Genomic DNA, 21,030 nt, shown 5'->3' with positions numbered 1-21,030 from the left:
CGATCGATCGTTACAAACGACCGCAGACGACTACCAATTCAAATCATGACTGACGACATTCGACTCTGCCGTACGTTCCAGACTGCACCGGCCGCCGTTCCGAAAGACGACTCCGCGAAGTATCTGCGCTCGGGCCTCGAGGCCGAGGGCTTCCAGGCACCCGACTGGCTCGTCCCCGACATGGAAGACGGCACCGCGCCGAACATGAAAGACGAGGGCCTCGAGAACACGATCGATCTCGTCCCGGACTACGACTTCCCCGGCGAGATCTGGCCCCGCGTCGAGTGGAGCTACGAGGACGCCTCCTTCCGTGACCGCGGTCGCGAACAGATCGACCAGCTCGTCGGCGAAATCGGCGACGAGATCGACGGCGTCGTCGTCCCCAAGGTTGGCCGCGTCGAGGACGTCAAACGCGCTGCCGAAGCCGTTGCCGACGCCGAGGCCGAACACGGCTTCGCCGATGGCTCGATCCGACTCTCGATCATCATCGAGACCGGCCGTGCCCGCTCGGACCTCCGTGAAATCTCCAAATTCGGCGAAGACTCCCGGCTCACCGCCCTCGTCTTCGGCCCCGTCGACTACGCGGCCGAACTGGGTGCGCGTGACCTCGGAGACGGTCGCCCACGCTGGGACGGGCTGCTCGAGGCTCTCTCGAACGAAGCCAGCGCTGCCGACCTGCTCTGTATCGGCGGCCCATTCGACGACCTGTTCAAGGAACGCGCCGGCTTGACCTACTACAACGCCGACGCCTACGCCGACCAGGTCGAACACGAAGCTCACCTCGGCCTCGACGGCTCCTGGTCGCTGTACCCCAAGCAGACGATTCAGGCAAACACCGTCCACATGCCCACGCCCGAGGAACTCGAGCGTGACGTGAGCAAGATCGAACGCTTCAACGAGGCCAAGGCGGAAGGCACCGGCGCGGTCACCCTCGACGGCCAGATGGTCGACGAAGCGACGTTCAAGGTCTTCCGCAACACGGTCCAGCAGGTCCGTGCGATCGACGAGACCCGCCCCGCACAGACCGAGGAGTACTACGACGAGGACCTCCTCGAGCGCGCCCGCGACCTAGAGCTGTCCTACACGTAACGCGCGCAATCGGCAGTTGATCCCTCTCGAGGGTCTGATTTTTCTTTTCGGTCTATCGGCTCCGCTTCGTAGACTCCAGAATTAGGGCGTGACCAGCGTCGCGTCTGCGGCCGCGTCCGCGGCGCGCTCGAAAATGTCGTCTGGTTCGGCGCTCAGGAGCGGCTCGAGGCGGGCGTTGGTTTCGACGCGGTCGGGGGTGACCCGATTGCAGCCGGCGTCGATCGTCGAGTCGGTGTAGGTACCGATCTCGCGGGCTTTCGCGACGATGTCCGCTTTGTCCCACGTGAGCAGTGGCCGGTGGATCGGGAGCCGCGTGGCACGGCTGGTGACGCCGAGATTTCGGATCGTCTGGCTGGACTTCTGACCCGCCGCCTCGCCGGTGACGACGGCGTTGGCGTCGACGCGCTCGGCCAGTGTCTCGGCGGCGCGGTAGAAGAACCGACGCAGGGAGAGCATCCGTCCCTGCTGCATCTCGCTGACCAGCAGATCGACCGTTTCGCCGCCCGGAATCCGGTAGACCTGCATGTCGAAGTTGGGTGCGTACGTCGAGAGGATCCGGACGGTCTCCATGGCGCGGGCCTCGTGGTCGATGCCGCCGTAATCGCCGAGGTCGACGTAGGCCGGGACGACCGGACTGCCGCGGCGCATCATCTCGTAGGCCGCGACCGGCGAGTCGATGCCGCCGCTGACCAACGCGATGACCGGCTCCTGGGATCCGAGCGGCAGCCCGCCTGGGCCAGGGACCGTCTCGAGATAGATGAAGGATAGATCCTCGCGAACTTCGACGCCAAAGGTCAGATCGGGGTCGTCCAGGTCGACCTCGGGCTCGAAGTCGTCTTCGACGGCCTCCCAGATCGCAGTGCCGCCCTCGCGGGCGAGGTCCTCACTATCGTAGGGAAGGGTCTTGTCGGCACGACGGGCATCGATGGCGAACGTCCCGCCGTCGTAGCACGCGCGGGCGGTCTCCTCGAGGGCTTCGATGATCCGTGCTTTCTCGGTGCTGACGACCAGAGCGGGACTCGCGGAGACGACGCCGAAGGCGTCCGTGACGGCCGCGGTTGCGTCCTCGATCGCGTCTTCGCTCGTGTGAATCAACGGTCGGTTCCACCGGCGTTCGACCTCGCCGGGAATCGAGCGGTCAGCGAGGAGGGCCTCGATGTTGTCGACGAGGAGTCCCTCCATGTACCGCTTGACGCTGTTGCTCTTGGTGTTGACGTCCCCATGACGGACGAGGACGGTATCGGCTCCCGGGGGGTGCATGGACTGTGATAGACGGTTGGGGCTATAAGGGGATTACGAGGTCCGTATCGGTCTCGAGCAGACGAGAGCGACCGGCGACTACCACGCGCCCCCCGTCTCAGATGATCGACTCTTCGACCGTCGGACTGAGACTGCCGGTGTAGGTATAGATTCCGACGACGAGCACTACACCGGCCAGTAGCGGAATGATGGCGCTGAGTGCGTACAGCACGTCGAAGCCGATTACGTTGGCAAATGGTAATGAGATCAGCGGGCCGAGCGCACCACCGACGTCGCCGAAGACGTTGTTGGTCCCCATCGCCCGCCCCATGCGTTCCTCGGGCGTGAGATCCGCGAGCAGGGCAGTCAGGGGGCCGCCGACGCCGCCCTGTCCCGCGCCGATCAGTACACAGCCGGAGACGACGATCGCAAGCGAGGGTGCGAGCGTCAGGACTGCGAAGCCGGTACAGCTCGTCACGAGAAAGGCCAGCAGGATTGGCACGCGAGCACCGAGGCTGTCGCTGAGCTTCCCCCCGGAGATCGTAAAGACGGCTCCCGATAGCGCCGAGACGGCCATCAAGAGCCCGGAGGTACCCTGTTCGCCGTAGTCGATGCCGAACCCAGCGACGTCGAGCGCGAGCGTCATCGACTCGGCCTCGAGGTACAACACGAGTGTCGAGAACAGCACGCCGAAGTACGCGAAGTAGAGCCCGAAGTTGACCAGCCCGATGGTCAACGCGGGCAGGGTCGTTTCGACGTCCCACGGTGTGACCGACGAGTCGGGGCTGTCGACGTGGGTTTCGGGAACGATGAAGTACGCAATGATACTCGCGAGGCCGGCGAAGGCAGCTGCGAGGACGAACGCGGCGACGTTGCTGTAGACTTCGCTGACGATTCCGCCCAGCACCATCCCGGCGGGGAACCCGAACGTGATCCCGGCCCGGACGATGCCCATGCTTGTCCCGCGCGAACTGGCCTCGCTGACGTCGGCGGTGATCGTATATGCCGTCGCGAACACGAGCGCGCTGCCGACCCCCCACATGATTCGGGCGAGAACGAACCAGACCTCGGGCATCGAGGAGGTGATCGCGACCACGTAGCCCGCGGTCGCCGCTCCCTCGATGGCTAGCCCTGCGACGAACGGTTTTCGGGTACCGATCCGATCGACGAGCACGCCGGCCGGCGCGTTCGCGAACAGCCGTGTCCAGCGGTTCGCGGAGAGGATGACGCCGACCATGAACGCCGAAATCCCCAGCACCTCACCGAGGTTCGGCAGGATTGGAAAGACGACGCCGCCGCCAAAGCCGACGAAGAAGGTACTCGCGACGACGGCGTAAACGACCGAACGGGTGGTGGAACGACGACTCGAGTCGGACACTGATACTATTAGACGTGGTCACTGGAGACGCGCGGTTCGTACCGCCGTACACGGGACCAGTGCTTGATTATTCCGACATCACACCAGTCGTGCCGGTTTCGGGCCGATACCGGTGGACACGAGAGAACCCGGACAGTGTCGGAAAGCGCGATAGAAAAACGGCTTAGAACGTCGTGAGGTCGCCCTCGATCACGCTGCGGGTGATCTCGGTGACGTCGGCGAGTTCCCGGTCGACGATCGCTTCGACATCGGCGTCGACGTCGGAAATCGCGACGCCGTCGTCGGTGACGAGGTGGACGTCGGCGACGTGAGGCTGGTCGATCGGACGGCCGATCTGGGAGAGCAGCCGAACGCGCAGGTCACGGATGCCATCGACCTCGTCGACGACGCTCTCGGCGATCTCCGTCGAGAGGAGGTTGTAGATCTTCCCGATGTGGTTGACCGGGTTCTTTCCGCTGGTCGCTTCCATCGACATCGAGCGGTTGGGCGTGATGAGCCCGTTGGCGCGGTTGCCCCGACCGACGGAGCCGTCGTCGCCCTGCTCGGCGGACGTGCCGGTGACGGTCAGGTAGATCGACCCCTCCTCGTAGTCGTCGGCCGTATTGACGTGGACGTTGACCTCGCGGTCGGTGTGTTCGCGGGCGACGCCGTCGACGAACTCCCGAACGGACTCGACGGCCTCGACGTAGGCGTCCATGTCCGCGATGTACTCGTCGACCATCGCCGCGGCAACGGTGACGTCGATCGTGTCGCCCTCGCGTTTACCCATGATCTTCACGTCCGGACCGAGTTCGGGGTTTTCGTCAGCATACTCTCCGTTCAGTCGGCGCTCGGCCTCGAGGACGATCTGTTCGGTTTCGGTCAGTGGCGCGTGGCCGACACCGAAGCTGGTGTCGTTTGCCATCGGGACGCTCACTTCGTCCTCGCCGAAGACCTCCTGGAGGTCGCCGCTGCCCTCGCCGAGTTTGACGTCGACGACGATATCCTCGCCGACGGTCAGCTGGGGAATCTCGGACTCGAGGTACTCGCGGGCGGCCCGCAGGGCGATCGTCTCGGCGGGGATGGCCTGGCCGTCGTAGTGTTTGGTCGCGCGGCCGACGATCAGCAGATAGATGGGGTCGACGACCTCGCCGCCGCCGAACGCAGGTGCGGCTTCGCCGGCAACGAGTTGCGTCTCGTCGGTGTTGAAGTGTAACACTTCGCCGACGCGGTCGAGATACTCGCGGGCGAGCGCCCCAGCGACGCTCTCGGCGATCCCGTCACAGATGGAGTCGGGATGGCCAATGCCCTTTCGTTCGACGATTTCGACCTCCTGATCCTCGACCGCTTGCCGGTCGATAGATTCGATCCGAATGTTCCGCTCGCTCATTGTCGGCACTTGAGCGAGCGTGGTTCTATAACTTGCGGAAACAGATACGGGTCAGAAAATGCTTGCTGGTTATTCGATGGCCGCGAATCGAGGGAGGGGCGATCGCTCAGGACTCGAGCAGCAGGCCCAGATACGACGTCTGTAACTGGTCGTCGGGATCGTGCCCCAGTCGCTCGAGGACGTCATAGGCACCCTCGCGGGCGGTCTCGAGGTTCGATTCGTCCGCGACCTCGGTCTCGACCTCGACGTACTCGCCGACGCCGTCGACCGAATCGAGGGTGACGGTGTACCCATTGAGCGAGAAGCGCTCACGGTCCTTGCGCACGGTCGCGGTGGCTTCGAAGCCGAGGCTCGTCAGGATGGCATCGATCGTCTCGTCGTTTTCGACCCCAGTTTCGAACTCCTCGCGGGTCTTCGTCTCCTCGTCGACGAGGGGACCTTTGTAGGTGACGTGGGTTTCCTCGGGGCCGTCGGCGGGGCGCTCCGAGCGAATCCGCAACGCCTCGTCGGTCTCGGCGAAATCGCGATGTGGCGCGTTGTAGTAGGTGTCTGCCTGCACGACCGAGCCACGTCGCGTTGCCTCGAGCGCCTCGAGACGGTCACGGACGGCCTCGAGCTCGGCGGGGATCTTCACTTCGACCTCGTACATGCCCGTGGGGACGGAACACGGTCGTAAGTATCGGTCGCTCTCGCTCGAAAACGTCGTACTTAAATGTAGACGGGCGGACGTACAACGTATGACTGAGGATCAAGAGGCCGAGCTCGACGAGCAGGCCGATGACGTCGACGAAGCAGTAGCCGAGGAAGCCGCCGACGAAGCCGACGGGCTTCAGCAAGGCGACTTCGTCGAACTCGAGTACACCGCCTACACTGTCGAGGATGAACAGCTGGTCGACACGACCGATCCCGAGGTCGCCGAGGAAGAGGGTGTCGACGATCAGGGTCAGGAGTTCAAGCCACGAACGATCGTGCTGGGCGAGGGCCATATCTTCGAGGGCGTCGAGGACGCACTCGTCGGCTCCGAACCCGGCGACTCCGGCAGCGTGACGATTCCCGCCGAGGACGCCTTCGGCGAGTACGACCCCGACGACGTCCAGACCGTCAGCGCCGAGAAGATCGACGAGGACGACCGCTACCCCGGTGCGAACGTGCAGATCGACGGCCAGCAGGGTTATATCAGCACGATCATAGGCGGCCGCGCCCGTGTCGACTTCAACCACCCGCTCGCGGGTGACGACGTCGAGTACGAGTACGAGATTCTTGACGAGGTCGACGACCGCGAACAGCAGGCTGCCGGCCTCTTCGAAATGTACCTCGGGATGGAGCCCGAACTCTGGATCGAGACGGACGAAGTCGAAGAGGAAGTCCCCGTCGAGCCCGACGAAGACGACGAGGACGCCGAGCCCGAGTTCGAGACCGAAACCGTCGAGAAGGAGACGCTCTACCTCGAGTCGACGCCCCAGATGACCATGAACCAGCAGTGGATGATGGGCAAACAGCAGATCGGTCAGGACATCATCGAGAAGGTCGGTGTCGACCGCGTCATCGTCCAGGAAGTCATCGACGGCATGGGTGGCATGGGCATGGGCGGTATGATGGGCGGCATGGGCGGTATGGGCGGCGGCGACATCGAGGAGGCCCTCGAGGACGCCGACGTCGATGCCGACGAGATCGTCGAAGAGCTCGAAGGCGCAGAGGAGTAACGCGGCCCGCCAAATTCTGTTGTTTTTCGAAACCGATACTGACGAGGTCGAACGCGCGTTGGTTCCAGTTTTCACCGCGGGGCAAATAGCGGTGCATCGATGGAGCCCTGGCTACTGTCAGTCAGTTCCAGTGTAACCGCGACCGTCCTGCGGTCGGGCCGGGACATCGTGACGGCAGACCGTATTGGGCGAAGCCGTTGTCGACGCGTTACGCGATGTCGCGGCTCGTGTCGATCGCCACTTCCTCGGTCAACTCGAGTTTGATCGCGTCGGTCGGCTGGCGGCCGCCGCGGAACTTGGGGATCGTCAGGTGGTTCTCGAGTTCGGTACCGGCGATCTCGGTCCGGAGATCGAAAACAGCGTCGACGGCATGGAAGGTCCGCGTCCGGTTTGCGGGTTCGTCACGTCCCTTCAGACAGTGAAGCATGGCGATGCTTCCCGTCTCGAGCATCTTCGATTTGAGGTCGTTGAGAAAGTCGACGTAGTCGTTCGTATCGGTCCGTTCTAAGACGTCCATCGTGTCGACGATGAGGTTGGCACCGTCGGGGAGCGCGCCGATGAGCCGCGTTGCCTCCTTGAGCGGGTCATCGCCTGTGACGTGTCTGACTGTGGGACTCCCGACCGAGGACGGCGAGTTCTCGATGGCGTGGCGGACGGCGTCGTCGGAGCGTTCGGTCGAGAGGTACAGCGTCCCACGCGCGGCCGTGAGTTCGTAAAGGAGGAGTTCGGACTGGCTGGCTGGCTCGGCCGCAAACGCGACGAGACAGCCCGGCGGCAGCCCACCGTCGAGTTTGCGATCGAGCACGCTGATTCCGGTATCCAGCCGACCGACCATACAATTGTGACCAATTGCTGTAGTGTCTGTATAACTCTTTGCGTTGGAATCACGACTTGCGATAGCAAGGGGCACAGGCATATCGCGTTCCACTCGCATCCCGTGTCGGTGGTCTCGTCGGGCCGAATGGAGAGATTCAAGGGGCACGCAAGAGCCTACACGAACGAATGCGCCACGATCACCTCATCACGAGCAAACACCTCTCGCGGGCGGACATCGAGACCGTCCTCGATCGTGCGGCCGAGATCGACGCCGACCTGTCGGCCGTCGCTGACCGCCACGCCGGGACGTTGCTCGGCCTGCTCTTTTTCGAGCCGAGTACGCGGACGAAGATGAGCTTCGAGACCGCAATGAAACGGCTCGGCGGCGACGTCGTCGACATGGGCTCGATCGAGTCCTCGAGCGTCAAGAAAGGGGAGACGCTCGCAGACACCGTCCGCGTCATCGAGGGGTACGCCGACGCGCTGGTCTTGCGCCATCCCAAAGAGGGGGCGGCAACGATGGCCAGCGAGTTCGTCGACGTCCCACTGATCAACGCGGGTGACGGCGCGGGCCAGCATCCGACACAGACGATGCTCGATCTCTATACGATCCGGGAGAACGCCGGCCTGGACGATTTGACGATCGGCATCATGGGCGACCTGAAATACGGTCGGACCGTCCACTCGCTGGCCTATGCGCTGACGAACTTCGACGCCCACCAGCACTTCATCAGCCCCGAGAGCCTACAGTTGCCCCGCGAGGTCGTCTACGACCTTCATCAGCAGGACACGCCGGGGATCCGCGAACACGACTCGCTCGAGGAAATTTTGCCCTCGCTGGACGTCCTCTATGTCACGCGGATCCAGCGGGAACGGTTCCCAGACGAGAACGAGTACCAGAAAGTCGCCGGCGAGTACCAGATCGATGCCGAAACGCTCGAGGCCGCGAGTGACGACCTGACGATCATGCATCCGCTGCCCCGCGTCGACGAGATCGCCCCCGAGATCGACGAGACCGAGCACGCGGCCTACTTCGAGCAGGCCCACAACGGGGTGCCGGTCCGGATGGCGCTGCTGGATCTGTTGTTGAGCGACGAGGCAGCACTCGGCGGTGATGACGATGAGTGACGAACACGACCACCACGACGGCAACGACGAGCACGAACTGCGGGTCAGCAAGATTCGCGACGGGACCGTAATCGACCACGTCCGCGGCGGACAGGCGCTGAACGTCCTCGCAATCCTCGGCATCGATGGCAGCAACGGCGAGGAGGTTTCGGTTGGGATGAACGTCCCCTCCGACCGCCTCGCGCGCAAGGACATCGTCAAGGTCGAGGGTCGCGAACTGAGCCAGGACGAGGTCGACGTCCTCTCACTGATCGCGCCGGATGCGACGATCAACATCGTCAGAGACTTCGACGTCGTCGAGAAACACCGCGTCGAACGACCCGAAGTCGTCGAGGGCGTCCTCTCCTGTCCCAACGCCGGCTGTATCACGACCGGAAACGAGCCCGTCATCTCCCGGTTTACGGTCCTCGAGGACGGCGTACGCTGTGCGTACTGTGGAACGATCGTCCGCGAGGAGATCGCATCGCTGATCGACACCTGAGACTGCCGCCGTCCGTGTTTCAGTCGAGACGAGCATCCAGAATACCTAAGTATTTTCCACCCAATCTTCACCTGTACATGTCACGCACTATCAAAATCGTGCTCGCCCTGTTCGTTGTCGCCGTTCTCTACAAGGTCACGTTCGGCGGCTCCGACGACGTCGAAGTCGACTACGAACCAGCTGAGTAGTATCGAACGACCCGTCGACACACCGCCGCACTCGAGGTTCGAGGTGCGAGTGGTGTCACGGACCCTTCACTAACAGAAGTACACTCGATTCCGAACCGCTTACGGTGACGGCGGCGTACGCTGAGCTATGTACGGCGTCGTCACCCGTAACGCCGAAGAAGTACGGTGGCCGGAGTTCGAGCGCGGCTTCTACGAGGTCAAAGACGTGACCGGCAGGTCCTCCGAACCGATCGCCGACGGGATCAATATGGTCTCCTGTTTCGGCGACAACGCCGCTGCCGACGCCGATCCGTCGCTACTCCCCGTCGACGACATGGGTCGGCCGGCCGACCGCCAACAGCCCTACTTCGACTGGGCCTACATCTGCCCGTCCCGCGAGGACTACCGAGAGGGACTGTTCGAGGTGATCGACGACTGTGTCGCCGAAAACGAGGACGTCCGCCTCGACGACATCGGCTTCCCACGTGCGGAGTACTGTCGCTGTGGCGTCTGCGAGCAGGCGTTCGAGGCAAGCGAGTTCGACGACCGCATGGAGTGGCGAGCCGACGTCATCACCGAGTTCGTCGAGGACGCCGTCGACCGAATTCCGGGGACCGTCTACATGACTCTTTATCCCGATCCCTACCCCGGCCACCTCTACGAACGTGCCGGCATCGATCTCGAGGCTATCGAAGAATACGTCGACGAGTTCGTCGTCCCGCTGTATGATACGAACTACGGGACGACCTACTGGCTCGAGACGATCGCCAAGGGCTTCGAAAGCGCACTCGAGACGCCGTTTAACATCGAACTGTACGCAGTCAACGTCGACATCGACAACCTGATCCACGCGAGTGAGGTCGCTCAGGAGTACGCCAAGGGAGTCTTCTTCGGCTACGATGCAGGCAACGGCCGTGCGGCCCTGCGACGGATGCAGGCCGACGAGCGCGAGGGCGTCACTCACGGCGAACCCGGCTCCGAGTCGGACCCGTGAGTTCGGCCGGTGTGGAAAGCGGCACTGGCCAGCGGTGACGGCTCGAGGACCAACCGAACGATGTGACGCGAAAAGAAACCGTGATTCCGCCTAACGCTGGGGTGCGATCGGCGGGTTGATTCGACATCGGTGGACAGGACTACCGGGTCCGATCGTCGTCGTCGCCGAGAAGGTCGTCGTCATCGTCCCGTCTCATACCCTCGTCGTCGCGGCCGCCGATATCGTCCTCGTTGCGGTCGATACCACGATCCGACGTTTCGGTGCCGGCCGTTCCGGTCCTGGTGTCGGAACCCATCTCGGTGGTTCCGCCAGTCGTACCGGAGGGATTCCGCTCGAGGCGGATTTCGTCGTCGGTCACGCGACCGACCGCCTCCTCCTGAAGCGGGTAGGTGTTTTCACCGCTGTCGCTCCAGCCGAGTGTCGCCTTGATCGAGTCCGTGATTCCGGGATCCGGTTCGACGTGAGCGGTGCCGTGTTCGACGTCTGCGACCATACCGACCTCGTCACCGTCGGCGTTGACGACGCGCTTGCCGATATCGTCGTCGCTAAACTGTGGAGACATTGCACTCGGAGGATGGAGCGAGTCGCGCAAGGCCGTGGTGCTTGCTTGCGCTTGCGACCGGCTCGCACCGAGCCGACGCGAGCCGTCGGCGATCACTCGAACGTCGGCTCTCGGTCCTCGAGGCGAGCGGCAACACCCTCTTCGTGGGCCTGTGAGGTGCGGGCCTGTGCCTGTAGCAGGTTCTCGTAATCCAGTCCCTCCTCCCACGACCGACCCAGGTTCTCGTGTATGGCCTGTTTCATCAGCCCGATCGTAGCCGTCGGGCCGTTCGCGAGCTGTGTGACGATGTCGGCGACCCGATCGTCGAGGTCGGCGGCGGGGACCGCCTCGTTGATCAGCTCGAGGTCGGCCGCGCGGTCGGCGTCGAAGAACTCGCCGGTGAACGCGAGCCGTTTGGCCGCGCGCAGTCCGACGATGTGGGGAAGCATGACGGTGCCACCGGTGTCGGGAAGCAGCCCGACCCTGACGAACGCACAGGAAAACCGCGCGTCAGCGGCGGCAACCGCGATATCCGCGAGCGCGACGATCGATAGTCCCGCGCCGATGGCGTCGCCGTTGACCTTCGCGACGATCGGGACGGGACACGCGAGCATCGCCTCGACGACGCGGCCGAACGTCTCGGTGACCTGCTCGTAGGCCGCCTGCGACGAGTCGGGAGTCTCGGCGAGCGCCTCGAGATCGCCGCCGGCACTGAAGGCGTCACCTGCACCGGTGATGACGATCGCGTCGTACTCCGCGGGCGTGGCAGCGTCGATGGTGTCGGCCAGATCGGCGGCCGTCTCGGTCGTGAGCGCGTTGCGCGCGTCCGGCCGGTCGAACGTCACTCGTAACACGCCATCATCGTGATGGGTTTTCATGCCACGACTGTTGTGCGCCCGGCTATTAAACGCGAGTTTCGATCCTGTTTTCGTCCGGGAGATGGCGCTCAGCGGGTCGGGCGGTCGCGAAAACCATCGAGATGGCCGTCGAACGGGACGGTGGCTCCGGACGGTCAGCAGTCAGTTCGTCGGCATCGGTGGTGCGGCGGTCTCCTCTTCAGTGACGTTGAGTTCGGACGTCACGAGTGCGCGATAGGCTCGACGCAGGCGCTCGGAGAGCGCCTGATGGGAGATGTCGAGCTCTTCGGAGAGTTCCTGCATCGAGACCTCGCGCGGAATCTCGAAGTAACCGTGGTCGATCGCCGCGACCAGCGTCTCGTACTGCCGTGGCGTCAGCCCACACTGGGAGTTCGTCTCGGATGCCAGATCGAACAGCCGGACGATCGTCGGGGTGACGTCGGCATCGTCGAGACGGTCGTACAGCGAACTTACACACTCGCGGTCGACGACGCGGACACTGAATAGCCACGTCCCGTTCGACGCCGAGGCACTCAGTACCGTCCCACCCTCCTCGAGCACGAGTTCGAAGGGGTCGATGGTATCCGGCTCGAACTCGATATCGTACAGCCAGCGGTCCTCGTCGCTGCTGATCTGTGTGTACGTTCCGATCGCGGTCGCCTCCTCGAGCGCGTCCTCGACGTCCGACTGGGACGGCCCCGAGAGCCAGAGTCCGTGGCCGCTCGAGGCGATCACCCGCTCCATCTCGCACGTCAGCGACGGAACGGCCTCGAAGAGCTCGTCGGTGCCAGTGCCGTCGGCCTGGATCTCGATGTCTGCGATGGATGTCATGAGTCTCACTCCACGATAGAACGACGATGTCCATAACCGCACTTCCAAACCACTTAGAGACGATCTGAGTGAATGACGAGTCTCTTGACTGGTTCTCGCATCGATCGAGTGCAGCAAAAGCGGATGGCAACTCGCCCGCCGAACACGACGTGGTGGCCGGGGACCTCCCGGAACGGCTCACGAATCCGGCCCGTCAGATCGCGACGCCCTCGAGTGTGCGGATCGTGTCGACGAGATCGTCGATTTCGTCGTTGCCGCGGCCGACGACGGGACCGCCGACCGTAGCCGGGTCCCGGTCGCCGACCAGAACCGTCGGCAACGGCGACTGCGAGAACCCCTCGACGAGGACGGTGTCGTATCCACGACGTGCGAGTCGCTCGAGGGTCCGTGAGAGCGCCTGAATTTCGGGATCGTCGGCCTCGAGGAGGGTATCGCCGTCGGCGGCCGGCGGCGCGTCTTTCCCGTGTGTCGTCACCTCGAACGTCGTCGTTGGTGTAATGCCAACGACGGTCTCCGCGCCCGCGGTTCGATGGCGATGGGTGTCGGTTCCCGGCGTATCGACCTCGATATCGTGGTGGATCGACTTGATCGTCGCGACGCGTCCGTCCTCGGCCAGCCGGGGCACCAGCCGCTCGACGAGCGTCGTCTTCCCAGCATCGCTCGGGCCGGCTACACAGACAGCCCGCAGTCTCGTGTCCGCTGCCATGCGCGTACGTTGACGATCCGAACTTAAAGTTCCGCGCCAGCAGGGCGTGGCCGTTGGTTAGAAGAGTTCGACGCGAATTCCGTCGGCCTCGAGGTCGGCCGCGAACGCCTCAGCGTCGGTCTCGATCGGCTCGAACGTGTCGTAGTGTTCGGGCAAGACCAGGTCAGCGTCGACGCTCCGGGCGAAATTGGCAGCCTCGGCGCGATTCATCGTGAAGTGGCCGCCGATCGGCGGGACAAGCACGTCGACCGAGAGCGACTCGTGATGCGGGAGGAAATCCGTATCAGAGGGGACCAGAACGGTCGTTTCCTCGAGCGTGAGTACGAGGCCGATTACCTCGCCGTCGGCATGGTAGGGCTCGCCGTCCTCGTCGACGTGGGCCCCATCGGGGTCGTTGTAGGCGGGGACCGTCCGCACGTCGATCCCATCGACAGTCGTCTCGCCTTCGTAGGGGAGGTCGATCACGTCGCTCGCGAGCTCGCTGGTGTCGATCGCCTCGTAGGCCGCGACGGTGACGTTCGGCCCTGCAACGGCCGCGATCGCCTCCGGGTCGTAGTGGTCGAAGTCGTCGTGCGTGATAAAAACTATGTCGCCGTCGCTCGGCTCGCCCTCGAGCACCTCGCTCCACGGATCGATATAGATGATCGTGCCATCCGTGGTCTCGATACGAACGCTTGCGTGGCCGAGCCGCTCGAACGTGAGCCCCTCGTAGTCGACTTGCATGGTGGCTCGAGGGTACGGAACGGGTCGTCTTATAGGTCGGCCGTTGGCTCGAGTGAGGCCAAAAATCGATTCGGCATCAGCGTCGCAATCTCATGGGCTAGGGCGTACTCTGGTCAGATCGCTTGAACCGCATCGCCCCGCACGGAAGGAATCGCTACAAATGTGGGCCGGACGCGATTTGAACATTAGATGTCGCTCGGCTTCAACGATCGAGTACTGGATCCCCATCCAATCCGGTCAAATACGCTTTTCGCGTCCACTTTGCCTGTGTAGACATTCGGTACATATGCGACTTCATTGTGATAGAATCGGACCATCACTCCCACCACTCCAGCCACCTCTTCAGACGCAAACACTCCTTCATCTCCCGGAGGGATTGCGGGATACGTTCTATTGTATCCACCCGGAATCGCATCAATCTCAGTCAAGTACTCCTCCCATTCAGGATTGGTATTCTGGATAGCACTCGAGATTTCGACATCCTCACATCGCCCGTATCCATACGGTTCACCGATCACCTTCTCTACAACTTCCGCAACAGAATCAACCGTCTCAATCTTCATGTCAATGAAGACGATAAGCGGCCGCTCACCTCTTTGCTTCGCTGCTTTCTGTTTAATATTCCCTGCAATCTTGTTGTTCTCATCTGGAGTGATCCCGACCATTCCAGACTGCACGATCCGACCCAGTTCATCAGAACCCGATTTTAACACCTCCACTTCAAAAGCATCTGTTTCAACTGTTACCGGTAGATCTTCTTCACTGATACTGCCAATCTCGCCAATCACTTCATCAACTTGTCTCTCGTTCTCTGCCCACGAGTCCCCGTCACTGGCAAAGTTATCGTACGCGTATTTCTTCTGGATCACAGGCGTGTATTCACAGTCCAACTCTTCCGCGAGATGAACACGGATACGATTCTCCTCCCGCGACTCTCGAATACAAGCCACTTCCACGTCTAGATCCTCACATCCGTACTCAGGCAGGCCTGTAGTCCCCTTCACGTCCAAAACTTCTGGACTGTCACACAGCCATCGCTCCGTTGCAACATATCCGATCAGTTCGCTGAAAAACGAATCAAATCCTCTCATTGAATATAAATCGTTCTCATACTCCAACGCAATCTCGTCAGCGGGTGTCCGATTGATCAGTCTGGAATAGTAGTCCAGTCCACGCCAGTTGTCCTTTACAACGGAGAAATACACTTGATGATGCGGATCCGCCTTTGACCACCAGTCGTCCCCAAGAAGTGAGGCGATTTCGGGATACCGGCTCTCGAACTCGTCTTGATTCATAGCCACTACCTGTTTCTGACCCTGAATAAACCCAGTGACCCCGGATTAGTCCTCGATATCCTTGTCAGGATTGTACTGGTCAGCCTGATGCCGACCGTACCCATAAGTGAAGCGCGCGACGCTCGACTTAAATATCAATCCAGAAACAACACGCTGTCCCGGAAATCAAAAACGCGCTGCGGAGAAGCGGGCCGGGCGCGATTTGAACACGCGACCGTCTGATTAAGAGTCAGACGCTCTGCCGGACTGAGCTACCGGCCCTGTATCTCCGACTTTCTCTCGGTCGTTCAAATACGTTTCCCTTGGCAGGCGCTGTGACAGCCATCCACGCGCGATTGCTGGCTCGCCACCGACGCGAAACGTCAGTTTATGCCACGCTTCGGGAACGTTAAGTGCGGTGGGTCCGACCACACGGGCAATGAGCACGGGGGTTACGATTTCGTCGATTTCTGATTACGCCATCTTGGGCTGTGGCAGCGTGGGATACGCCGTCGCGGAGGAACTCGTCGAACAGGGCAAAGACGTCTTCATCGTCGATCGCGACGAGAGCCGCGTCGAATCGCTCCGCGATCAGGACCTGGATGCCCGTGCGGCCGACATCCGCGACGAGGAGATCGCCGACCTGGTCGCCGACCGGGACGTCGTCCTGATCCTCGCGTCGGACGTCGAATCGAACAAGCACGCCCTCAAGCATATCCGCACCGCCGACGACGACCCGTTCGTCGTCGCCCGCGCGAGTGATCCCGTCTCGGGGGACGAACTTTCCGAACTCGGCGCCGATATCGTCATCAACCCCTCCTCGGTCATCGCCGAGTCCGCGTTGCGAGCCCTCGAGTCCGGCGAACTCGAGTACAACGCGGGCCAACTCGCTGGGATCGTCGAGGAAACCGGGACGCGACTGGCGATCGTCACCCAGGACAGTCCCGACCCGGATTCGATCGCCAGCGCGGCGGCGTTGCAGGCGATCGCCGATCATCTGGGGATCGACTCCGATATCATCTATCTGGGTGACGTCGGCCATCAGGAGAACCGCGCGTTCGTCAATCTGCTGGGGATCGACCTCGTCCAGTGGGACGAGATCGAGGACCACTCGATCTACGACACCGTCGCCTTGGTCGATCACGGGACCGCAGGCGAGATGCAACTCCCCGTCGACATCGTCATCGATCACCACGAGGCGGAGACCGAGGAGGGCGTCGAGCCCGAGTTCGTCGACATCCGGCCGAACATGTCCTCGACGTCGACGATCATGACGAAGTACATCCAGGAGTTCGACATGAACGTCTCCGAGGAGGTCGCAACGGCCTTGCTCTACGGCATCCGCGCGGAGACCCTGGATTTCAAACGCGACACGACCCCCGCCGATCTGACCGCCGCGGCTTACCTCTATCCGTTCGCGAACCACGACACCTTAGAGCAGGTCGAATCGCCGTCGATGTCCCCCGAGACACTGGACGTGCTCGCGGAGGCGATCACGAACCGCGACGTGCAGGGCAGCCATCTCATCTCCAACGCCGGCATCGTCCGCGATCGCGAGGCGCTGACCCAAGCCGCCAGCCATCTGCTGAATCTCGAGGGCGTGACCACGACGGCGGTCTTCGGCATCGCCGACGAGACGATCTTCCTCGCCGGTCGCTCGAAGGACATCCGTATCAACATCGGCAAGGTGTTAGACGATGCCTACGGTGAGATCGGCGAGACGGCCGGCCACTCCACACAGGCCAGCGCGGAGATCCCGCTGGGCATTTTCACCGGCATCGAAATTTCGGATGGCACGCGGGATACGTTACTCGAGTTGACCGAAGAGGCGGTCAAACGGACGCTGTTCGACGCGATGGGCGTCGAGGGAAGTAGCGAAGGGTCGAACGGCAGCTAGCGGCGTTCTACGCCGAATCCGCTGGCTCGACCTCGCGGGCGGCTGTCGGGCTGGCTCGGTCGTCGTCGCGCGAACGGGTCTAAACGACGAGTTCGTCTTCTTCCTCGTCGGGGTCGCGGACGCGCTCGACGACGTCGTTGATCAGGATGATGTCGCCGACAGAGCGGACCCAGCGGTAGGGGACGATGATGCCCTGCCCGCTGCGAGCTTCTTCGGCGAACAGTTCGCTGTTCAAGTTTGCGAGTGCGAGTCCGGAGACGACCTCGCCGTCGATGTTCAGTCTGAGATCCTCGACCTCGCCGACGAAGACGCCGTTGTTCGAGTAGACCTCGCGGCCGACGAGAGAGGTGATCTCTTGGGGTGTGTCGTCCATGCCAGGAATCATGCGTGGTGGACTCTTAACTTTTGGTTAGACGTGACAGTCGGACTGTTGGACACTAGTCGATGAGGCCCCGTCGCACACGGACAGTCGTCGTTGTGGCGGCGAGCGCTGCAACGCGATCGATGTAACCCGTGTCGGCTTCCAGAGGCGGAGACCAGCCAAACCGCGACAACGGTGTGTCTGACGGGTTTAGTCCAGAATCGAGTCGACGGCTGCGTGATCGGACAGGAGCTGCTTCATCCGGTCGACCGTCTCCGCGTCGCGCGTCCGACCGCTTCGGATCACGTCTTCTGCGCGCTCGACGGTTGCGAGCGTGTCCGTCTGCACGGAGAGGATCGGGACGCCTTTCTCGCTTGCCTGCCCGAGGATCGTTCCCGACGGGCGGTGGCCACCGGTCAGAATGAGACAGCGGACGCCGGATGCCTCGAGCGCGGCGGTATGGATTTCGGCTCGGTCACCGCCGGTGATGACGGCCGCGTCTTTCGTTCGGCGGAAGCGTCGCAGGGCGCTGTCGGCACCCATCGCTCCGACTGAAAACCGCTCGACGTAGGCGTCCTGTCCCTCGTCGACGAGCATCGTCGCGCCGAGTTCGTCGGCGAGGTCGGCGACCGTAACACCCGAGAGTTCCCGTTCGCTCGGGAGGACGCCGTGGACCGGAATCCCCTGCCCCTCGAGAAACGGCACCACGTCGGTCTCGAGTTGATCGTAGGCCGCATCGGGGACGTCGTTGAAGACGACACCGGCGAGCCGGTCGCCGAACTGATCGGCCGCGGCGAGCACGTCGTCGATGTCCGCCGGGATTTCGTACGAGGCGACCAGCAGGACACGAGCGTCGAACAGGGCCGCGATGTCGGCATCGGTGAGATCGACGATCTGGCCGATGTCGTACCGACCGCCACCCTCGACGAACATCCGGTCGTGGTCCGCCGCGAGTGTCCCAAACGCGTCCTGAACGCGCTCGCGGAGTTCGTCGGGCGTCTCGCGGCCGCGAATCACCTGCTCGATGAACGTCGGCGAGTAGACGACCGGCTCGAGATCGTGGATCTCCGCCTCTAACTCGAGCAGGTCGCGCGCGAGCAGCGGGTCCTCGTCTAAGGTCTTGCCGACGTTGCTCTGAAGCCGGGTGCCTTTGGGTTTCATGTAGCCGACGCTGTCGCCTGCGCTTTGTGCGAGGCGGGCGAGCGCCAGCGTGATTGCCGTCTTCCCGGTGCTCTCCGCGAGCGAGCTGACGAGGAGCGTGTCGGTGTCGCCGGTTTCGTTTTCGGTGGTCGTCGTGTCTGTGTCACTGTCGGCCGCCGTGGATTCGGGTTCTGAATCGATGTCGGTCATGGTTCCTCCGTGTCGAGTTCGTCGGTGTCGACGGTCAGTCGGAGATCGATCGCTTGGACGCCGTCGGGCCCCGCCACGAGCGGGTTGATGTCGAGCTCGAGGATCGACGGGAAGTCAGTCACGAGTTGTGAAAGTCGCTGGATCGTCTCGACGACGCCCTCGACGTCCGCGGGCTCGCGGCCGCGAGCGCCGCGCAACAGCGGCGCGGCCTGGATCTCGTCGACCATTTCGCGGGCCTCGCGCTCGCCGATCGGTGCGATACGAACCGACGTGTCCTCCAAGATTTCGACGAAGATGCCGCCGAGGCCGAACAACAACAGCGGGCCGAACTGCGGATCGCGGTTCATCCCGACGATCGTCTCGGTCGCGGCCTCGAGATCGACCTGCTCCTGGATCTGTACGCCGACGATCGTCGCGTCGGGCTGGTAGTTGCGCGCCCGCGCGACGATGTCTTCGTAGGCATCATAGACGTCGTCGGTTGCGACGCCGACTTTGACGCCGCCGATATCGGATTTATGCGAGATCTCGGGGCTGACGATCTTCATGACGACGTCCCCGTCGATCGAGTCGGCCACCTCACGGGCGCGCTCGGGATCGTCGACGATTTCGCCGGCCGGCGTCGGAACGCCGTAGGCCTCGAGTAGATCCATCGACTCGACGCCGAGTCGGTTGTTGGCACGACGCTCGGCACGTGCCAGTATTTCACGGGCACGCGCTCGGTCCACGTCGAACGTCTCTGGTTCGTCGGTCGATTGCTCGTGAATATCGCGGAACCGAGCGAGCGCGTCGAGTCCCGACACCGCCCGCGAGGGATCGAAGTAGTTCGGAACCCCCGCCTCGCGCAGCTGCTCCTCGGCCTCGCGGGCTCGTTTCCCGCCCATCAGGCAGGCCACGACCGGCGTGTCGTGTGCCTCGCGGCTCTCGATAATCCTGTCGGCGAGGCCGTCGTACGAGAGGACTGCCGTCGGCGCGGCGACGACGACCGCGCTGCCGACGTTGGGGTCTTCGAGTGCGATCTCGAGGGCTTCGCCGAAGCGATCGACGTCAGCATCGCCGATCGCGTCGATCGGGTTGTAGACGTTGGCCTCGTCGGGCATCGCCTCGGCCAGCGCCGTGATCGTCTCGTCGGTAAAGTCGGCGATCTCGAGCGTCGAGTCACCGACCGCATCGGTCGTCAACACGCCAGGCCCGCCCGCGTTCGTCACGACGGCGACGCCGTCAGTGTCGGGTTCGGGCAGCCCCGCGAGCGCCCGCGCGTAGTCGAACAGCTCTTGGACCGAGTGGGCTCGCAGGACGCCGGCCTGCTCGAGGCCGGCCTCGTAGGCCCGTTCGCTGCCGGCGATCGCACCGGTGTGCGAAGAGGCCGCCTTCGCGCCGGCGTCCGTCCGACCGGATTTGACGAGGACGATCGGTGTCTCGTCGGTCACCTCGCGAGCAGTCTCGAGGAACGTCTGCCCGTCGTCGATGTCCTCGAGATAGCCGATGACGACGTCAGTTGCCGGATCGTCGTCCCACTCGCGGATGAAGTCGGTCTCGTCGAGGACGGCTTTGTTGCCAAGCGAGACGACGTCCTGAAAGCCGATTCCCTCGTCGGTCGCCCAGTCGAGGACGGCGGTGATGAACGCTCCCGACTGGCTCAGAAAGGAGATCGACCCCTCGAGCGGGGTTTGCGGGGCAAAGGAGGCGTTCATCCCGTTCGGCGTCGCCATGATCCCGAGACTGTTGGGGCCGACGACGTTGAGGTCGTGTTCGGCGGCGAGTTCGCGCAGTCGCCGTTCGCGTTTCGCGCCCTCGCTGCCCGTTTCGGCGAACCCGGCGGTGATGACGACGATATTCTCGGTGCCTGTCTCGGCGAGCTCCTGAATCGATTCGATGACGATGTCGGGCGGTACGACGACCACCGCCAGCTCGATCGGCGGTGCGCTCTTCGCGTCCGGATAACACTCGAGCCCGAGGACCGCCTCGCGCGAGGGGTTGATCGGGACGACCTCGCCGTCGAACCCATCACGCAGGTTCTCGAGGATCGCCCGTCCGACCGCGCCCTCGCGGTCGGTCGCGCCGACCACGGCGACGGTCTCGGGATCGAAGAGTGCGGATAACCGTCCCATCGCTCGAGCGTTCGCCAG

20 protein-coding genes and 1 tRNA gene are annotated in these 21,030 nt (G+C 63.2%); 6 read left to right on the top strand and 15 right to left on the bottom strand.

Features of this window, described 5'->3' with window-relative positions; genetic code table 11:
• The first annotated feature begins 45 nt into the window (after positions 1-45).
• Positions 46-1,089 carry an L-malyl-CoA/beta-methylmalyl-CoA lyase gene (gene citE, locus E2L06_RS05520; protein ID WP_138779380.1) on the top strand — a complete coding sequence of 348 codons (1,044 nt, stop codon included), beginning with the start codon at positions 46-48 and terminating at the stop codon, positions 1,087-1,089.
• A gap of 81 nt (positions 1,090-1,170) precedes the next feature.
• Here citE and E2L06_RS05515 read toward each other — a convergent pair whose 3' ends face one another.
• From E2L06_RS05515 to cyaB, 4 genes are all read right to left on the bottom strand, one after another.
• A complete protein-coding gene (locus E2L06_RS05515) occupies positions 1,171-2,349 on the bottom strand; it encodes a tRNA sulfurtransferase (protein WP_138779378.1) in 1,179 nt (392 codons plus the stop codon).
• A 97-nt stretch (positions 2,350-2,446) separates the two neighbouring features.
• Positions 2,447-3,706: an MFS transporter gene (locus E2L06_RS05510; protein ID WP_138779376.1), complete on the bottom strand. Its 1,260-nt coding sequence runs from the start codon at positions 3,704-3,706 to the stop codon at positions 2,447-2,449.
• A 163-nt stretch (positions 3,707-3,869) separates the two neighbouring features.
• Positions 3,870-5,075, bottom strand: a complete 1,206-nt coding sequence (locus tag E2L06_RS05505) for a methionine adenosyltransferase (protein WP_138779374.1) — start codon at positions 5,073-5,075, stop codon at positions 3,870-3,872.
• Positions 5,076-5,181: 106 nt separating this feature from the next.
• The gene (gene cyaB, locus E2L06_RS05500) at positions 5,182-5,724 is read right to left on the bottom strand and encodes a class IV adenylate cyclase (RefSeq protein ID WP_138779372.1); all 543 of its coding nucleotides are present in this window, start codon (positions 5,722-5,724) and stop codon (positions 5,182-5,184) included.
• Between the two features lie 88 nt (positions 5,725-5,812).
• Here cyaB and E2L06_RS05495 point away from each other — a divergent pair, with 88 nt between their 5' ends.
• Positions 5,813-6,778, top strand: coding sequence for a peptidylprolyl isomerase (locus E2L06_RS05495; RefSeq protein ID WP_138779370.1), 966 nt, complete (start codon positions 5,813-5,815; stop codon positions 6,776-6,778).
• Positions 6,779-6,986: 208 nt separating this feature from the next.
• On the opposite strand, the gene E2L06_RS05490 is transcribed toward E2L06_RS05495, so the two are convergent.
• Positions 6,987-7,613, bottom strand: coding sequence for a transcriptional regulator (locus E2L06_RS05490; protein ID WP_138779368.1), 627 nt, complete (start codon positions 7,611-7,613; stop codon positions 6,987-6,989).
• A gap of 167 nt (positions 7,614-7,780) precedes the next feature.
• Between E2L06_RS05490 and pyrB the strand changes: the two genes are divergently transcribed.
• The 3 genes from pyrB to E2L06_RS05475 all read left to right on the top strand — a co-directional run bounded on the left by pyrB (position 7,781) and on the right by E2L06_RS05475 (position 10,364).
• The gene (gene pyrB / locus E2L06_RS05485; RefSeq protein ID WP_138779366.1) at positions 7,781-8,722 is read left to right on the top strand and encodes an aspartate carbamoyltransferase; all 942 of its coding nucleotides are present in this window, start codon (positions 7,781-7,783) and stop codon (positions 8,720-8,722) included.
• Positions 8,715-9,203, top strand: coding sequence for an aspartate carbamoyltransferase regulatory subunit (gene pyrI / locus E2L06_RS05480; RefSeq protein WP_138779365.1), 489 nt, complete (start codon positions 8,715-8,717; stop codon positions 9,201-9,203). The genes pyrB and pyrI overlap by 8 nt, the downstream gene beginning before the upstream one ends.
• 315 nt (positions 9,204-9,518) lie before the next feature.
• Positions 9,519-10,364, top strand: coding sequence for a hypothetical protein (locus E2L06_RS05475; RefSeq protein WP_138779363.1), 846 nt, complete (start codon positions 9,519-9,521; stop codon positions 10,362-10,364).
• Between the two features lie 139 nt (positions 10,365-10,503).
• Here the strand turns inward: E2L06_RS05475 and E2L06_RS05470 are convergent, their stop codons facing one another.
• The 7 genes from E2L06_RS05470 to E2L06_RS05440 form a co-directional block, all read right to left on the bottom strand.
• The gene (locus E2L06_RS05470; protein ID WP_138779361.1) at positions 10,504-10,926 is read right to left on the bottom strand and encodes a hypothetical protein; all 423 of its coding nucleotides are present in this window, start codon (positions 10,924-10,926) and stop codon (positions 10,504-10,506) included.
• Between the two features lie 92 nt (positions 10,927-11,018).
• On the bottom strand, positions 11,019-11,783 hold the full coding sequence (locus E2L06_RS05465) for an enoyl-CoA hydratase/isomerase family protein (protein WP_138779359.1): 765 nt from the start codon (positions 11,781-11,783) through the stop codon (positions 11,019-11,021).
• Positions 11,784-11,924: 141 nt separating this feature from the next.
• On the bottom strand, positions 11,925-12,593 hold the full coding sequence (locus E2L06_RS05460) for a helix-turn-helix domain-containing protein (RefSeq protein WP_138779357.1): 669 nt from the start codon (positions 12,591-12,593) through the stop codon (positions 11,925-11,927).
• A gap of 193 nt (positions 12,594-12,786) precedes the next feature.
• A complete protein-coding gene (gene mobB / locus E2L06_RS05455) occupies positions 12,787-13,299 on the bottom strand; it encodes a molybdopterin-guanine dinucleotide biosynthesis protein B (RefSeq protein ID WP_138779355.1) in 513 nt (170 codons plus the stop codon).
• Between the two features lie 57 nt (positions 13,300-13,356).
• Positions 13,357-14,022, bottom strand: a complete 666-nt coding sequence (locus E2L06_RS05450; protein ID WP_138779353.1) for an MBL fold metallo-hydrolase — start codon at positions 14,020-14,022, stop codon at positions 13,357-13,359.
• Positions 14,023-14,207: 185 nt separating this feature from the next.
• Positions 14,208-15,317 (bottom strand): hypothetical protein, encoded by a 1,110-nt coding sequence (locus E2L06_RS05445; protein WP_138779351.1) that lies wholly within the window; start codon positions 15,315-15,317, stop codon positions 14,208-14,210.
• Between the two features lie 187 nt (positions 15,318-15,504).
• Positions 15,505-15,578 (bottom strand) — tRNA-Lys (locus E2L06_RS05440).
• Positions 15,579-15,735: 157 nt separating this feature from the next.
• Here E2L06_RS05440 and E2L06_RS05435 point away from each other — a divergent pair.
• Complete coding sequence (locus tag E2L06_RS05435) at positions 15,736-17,193, top strand: DHH family phosphoesterase (RefSeq protein WP_138779349.1); 1,458 nt, start codon at positions 15,736-15,738, stop codon at positions 17,191-17,193.
• 79 nt (positions 17,194-17,272) lie between these two features.
• Here the strand turns inward: E2L06_RS05435 and E2L06_RS05430 are convergent, their stop codons facing one another.
• From E2L06_RS05430 to E2L06_RS05420, 3 genes are all read right to left on the bottom strand, one after another.
• Positions 17,273-17,566, bottom strand: coding sequence for a PRC-barrel domain-containing protein (locus tag E2L06_RS05430; protein ID WP_138779347.1), 294 nt, complete (start codon positions 17,564-17,566; stop codon positions 17,273-17,275).
• A 198-nt stretch (positions 17,567-17,764) separates the two neighbouring features.
• Positions 17,765-18,904, bottom strand: a complete 1,140-nt coding sequence (locus E2L06_RS05425) for a phosphotransacetylase family protein (protein ID WP_138779345.1) — start codon at positions 18,902-18,904, stop codon at positions 17,765-17,767.
• Positions 18,901-21,012 (bottom strand): acetate--CoA ligase family protein, encoded by a 2,112-nt coding sequence (locus E2L06_RS05420; RefSeq protein WP_138779343.1) that lies wholly within the window; start codon positions 21,010-21,012, stop codon positions 18,901-18,903. The genes E2L06_RS05425 and E2L06_RS05420 overlap by 4 nt, the downstream gene beginning before the upstream one ends.
• Between the last annotated feature and the right edge of the window lie 18 nt (positions 21,013-21,030).

The sequence above is a fragment of the Haloterrigena sp. H1 genome (assembly GCF_005938085.1).
Classification (GTDB): domain Archaea; phylum Halobacteriota; class Halobacteria; order Halobacteriales; family Natrialbaceae; genus Natrinema.
The sequence above is the reverse complement of the archived record's forward strand: the minus strand, read 5'-3'. Positions and strand labels throughout refer to the sequence as shown.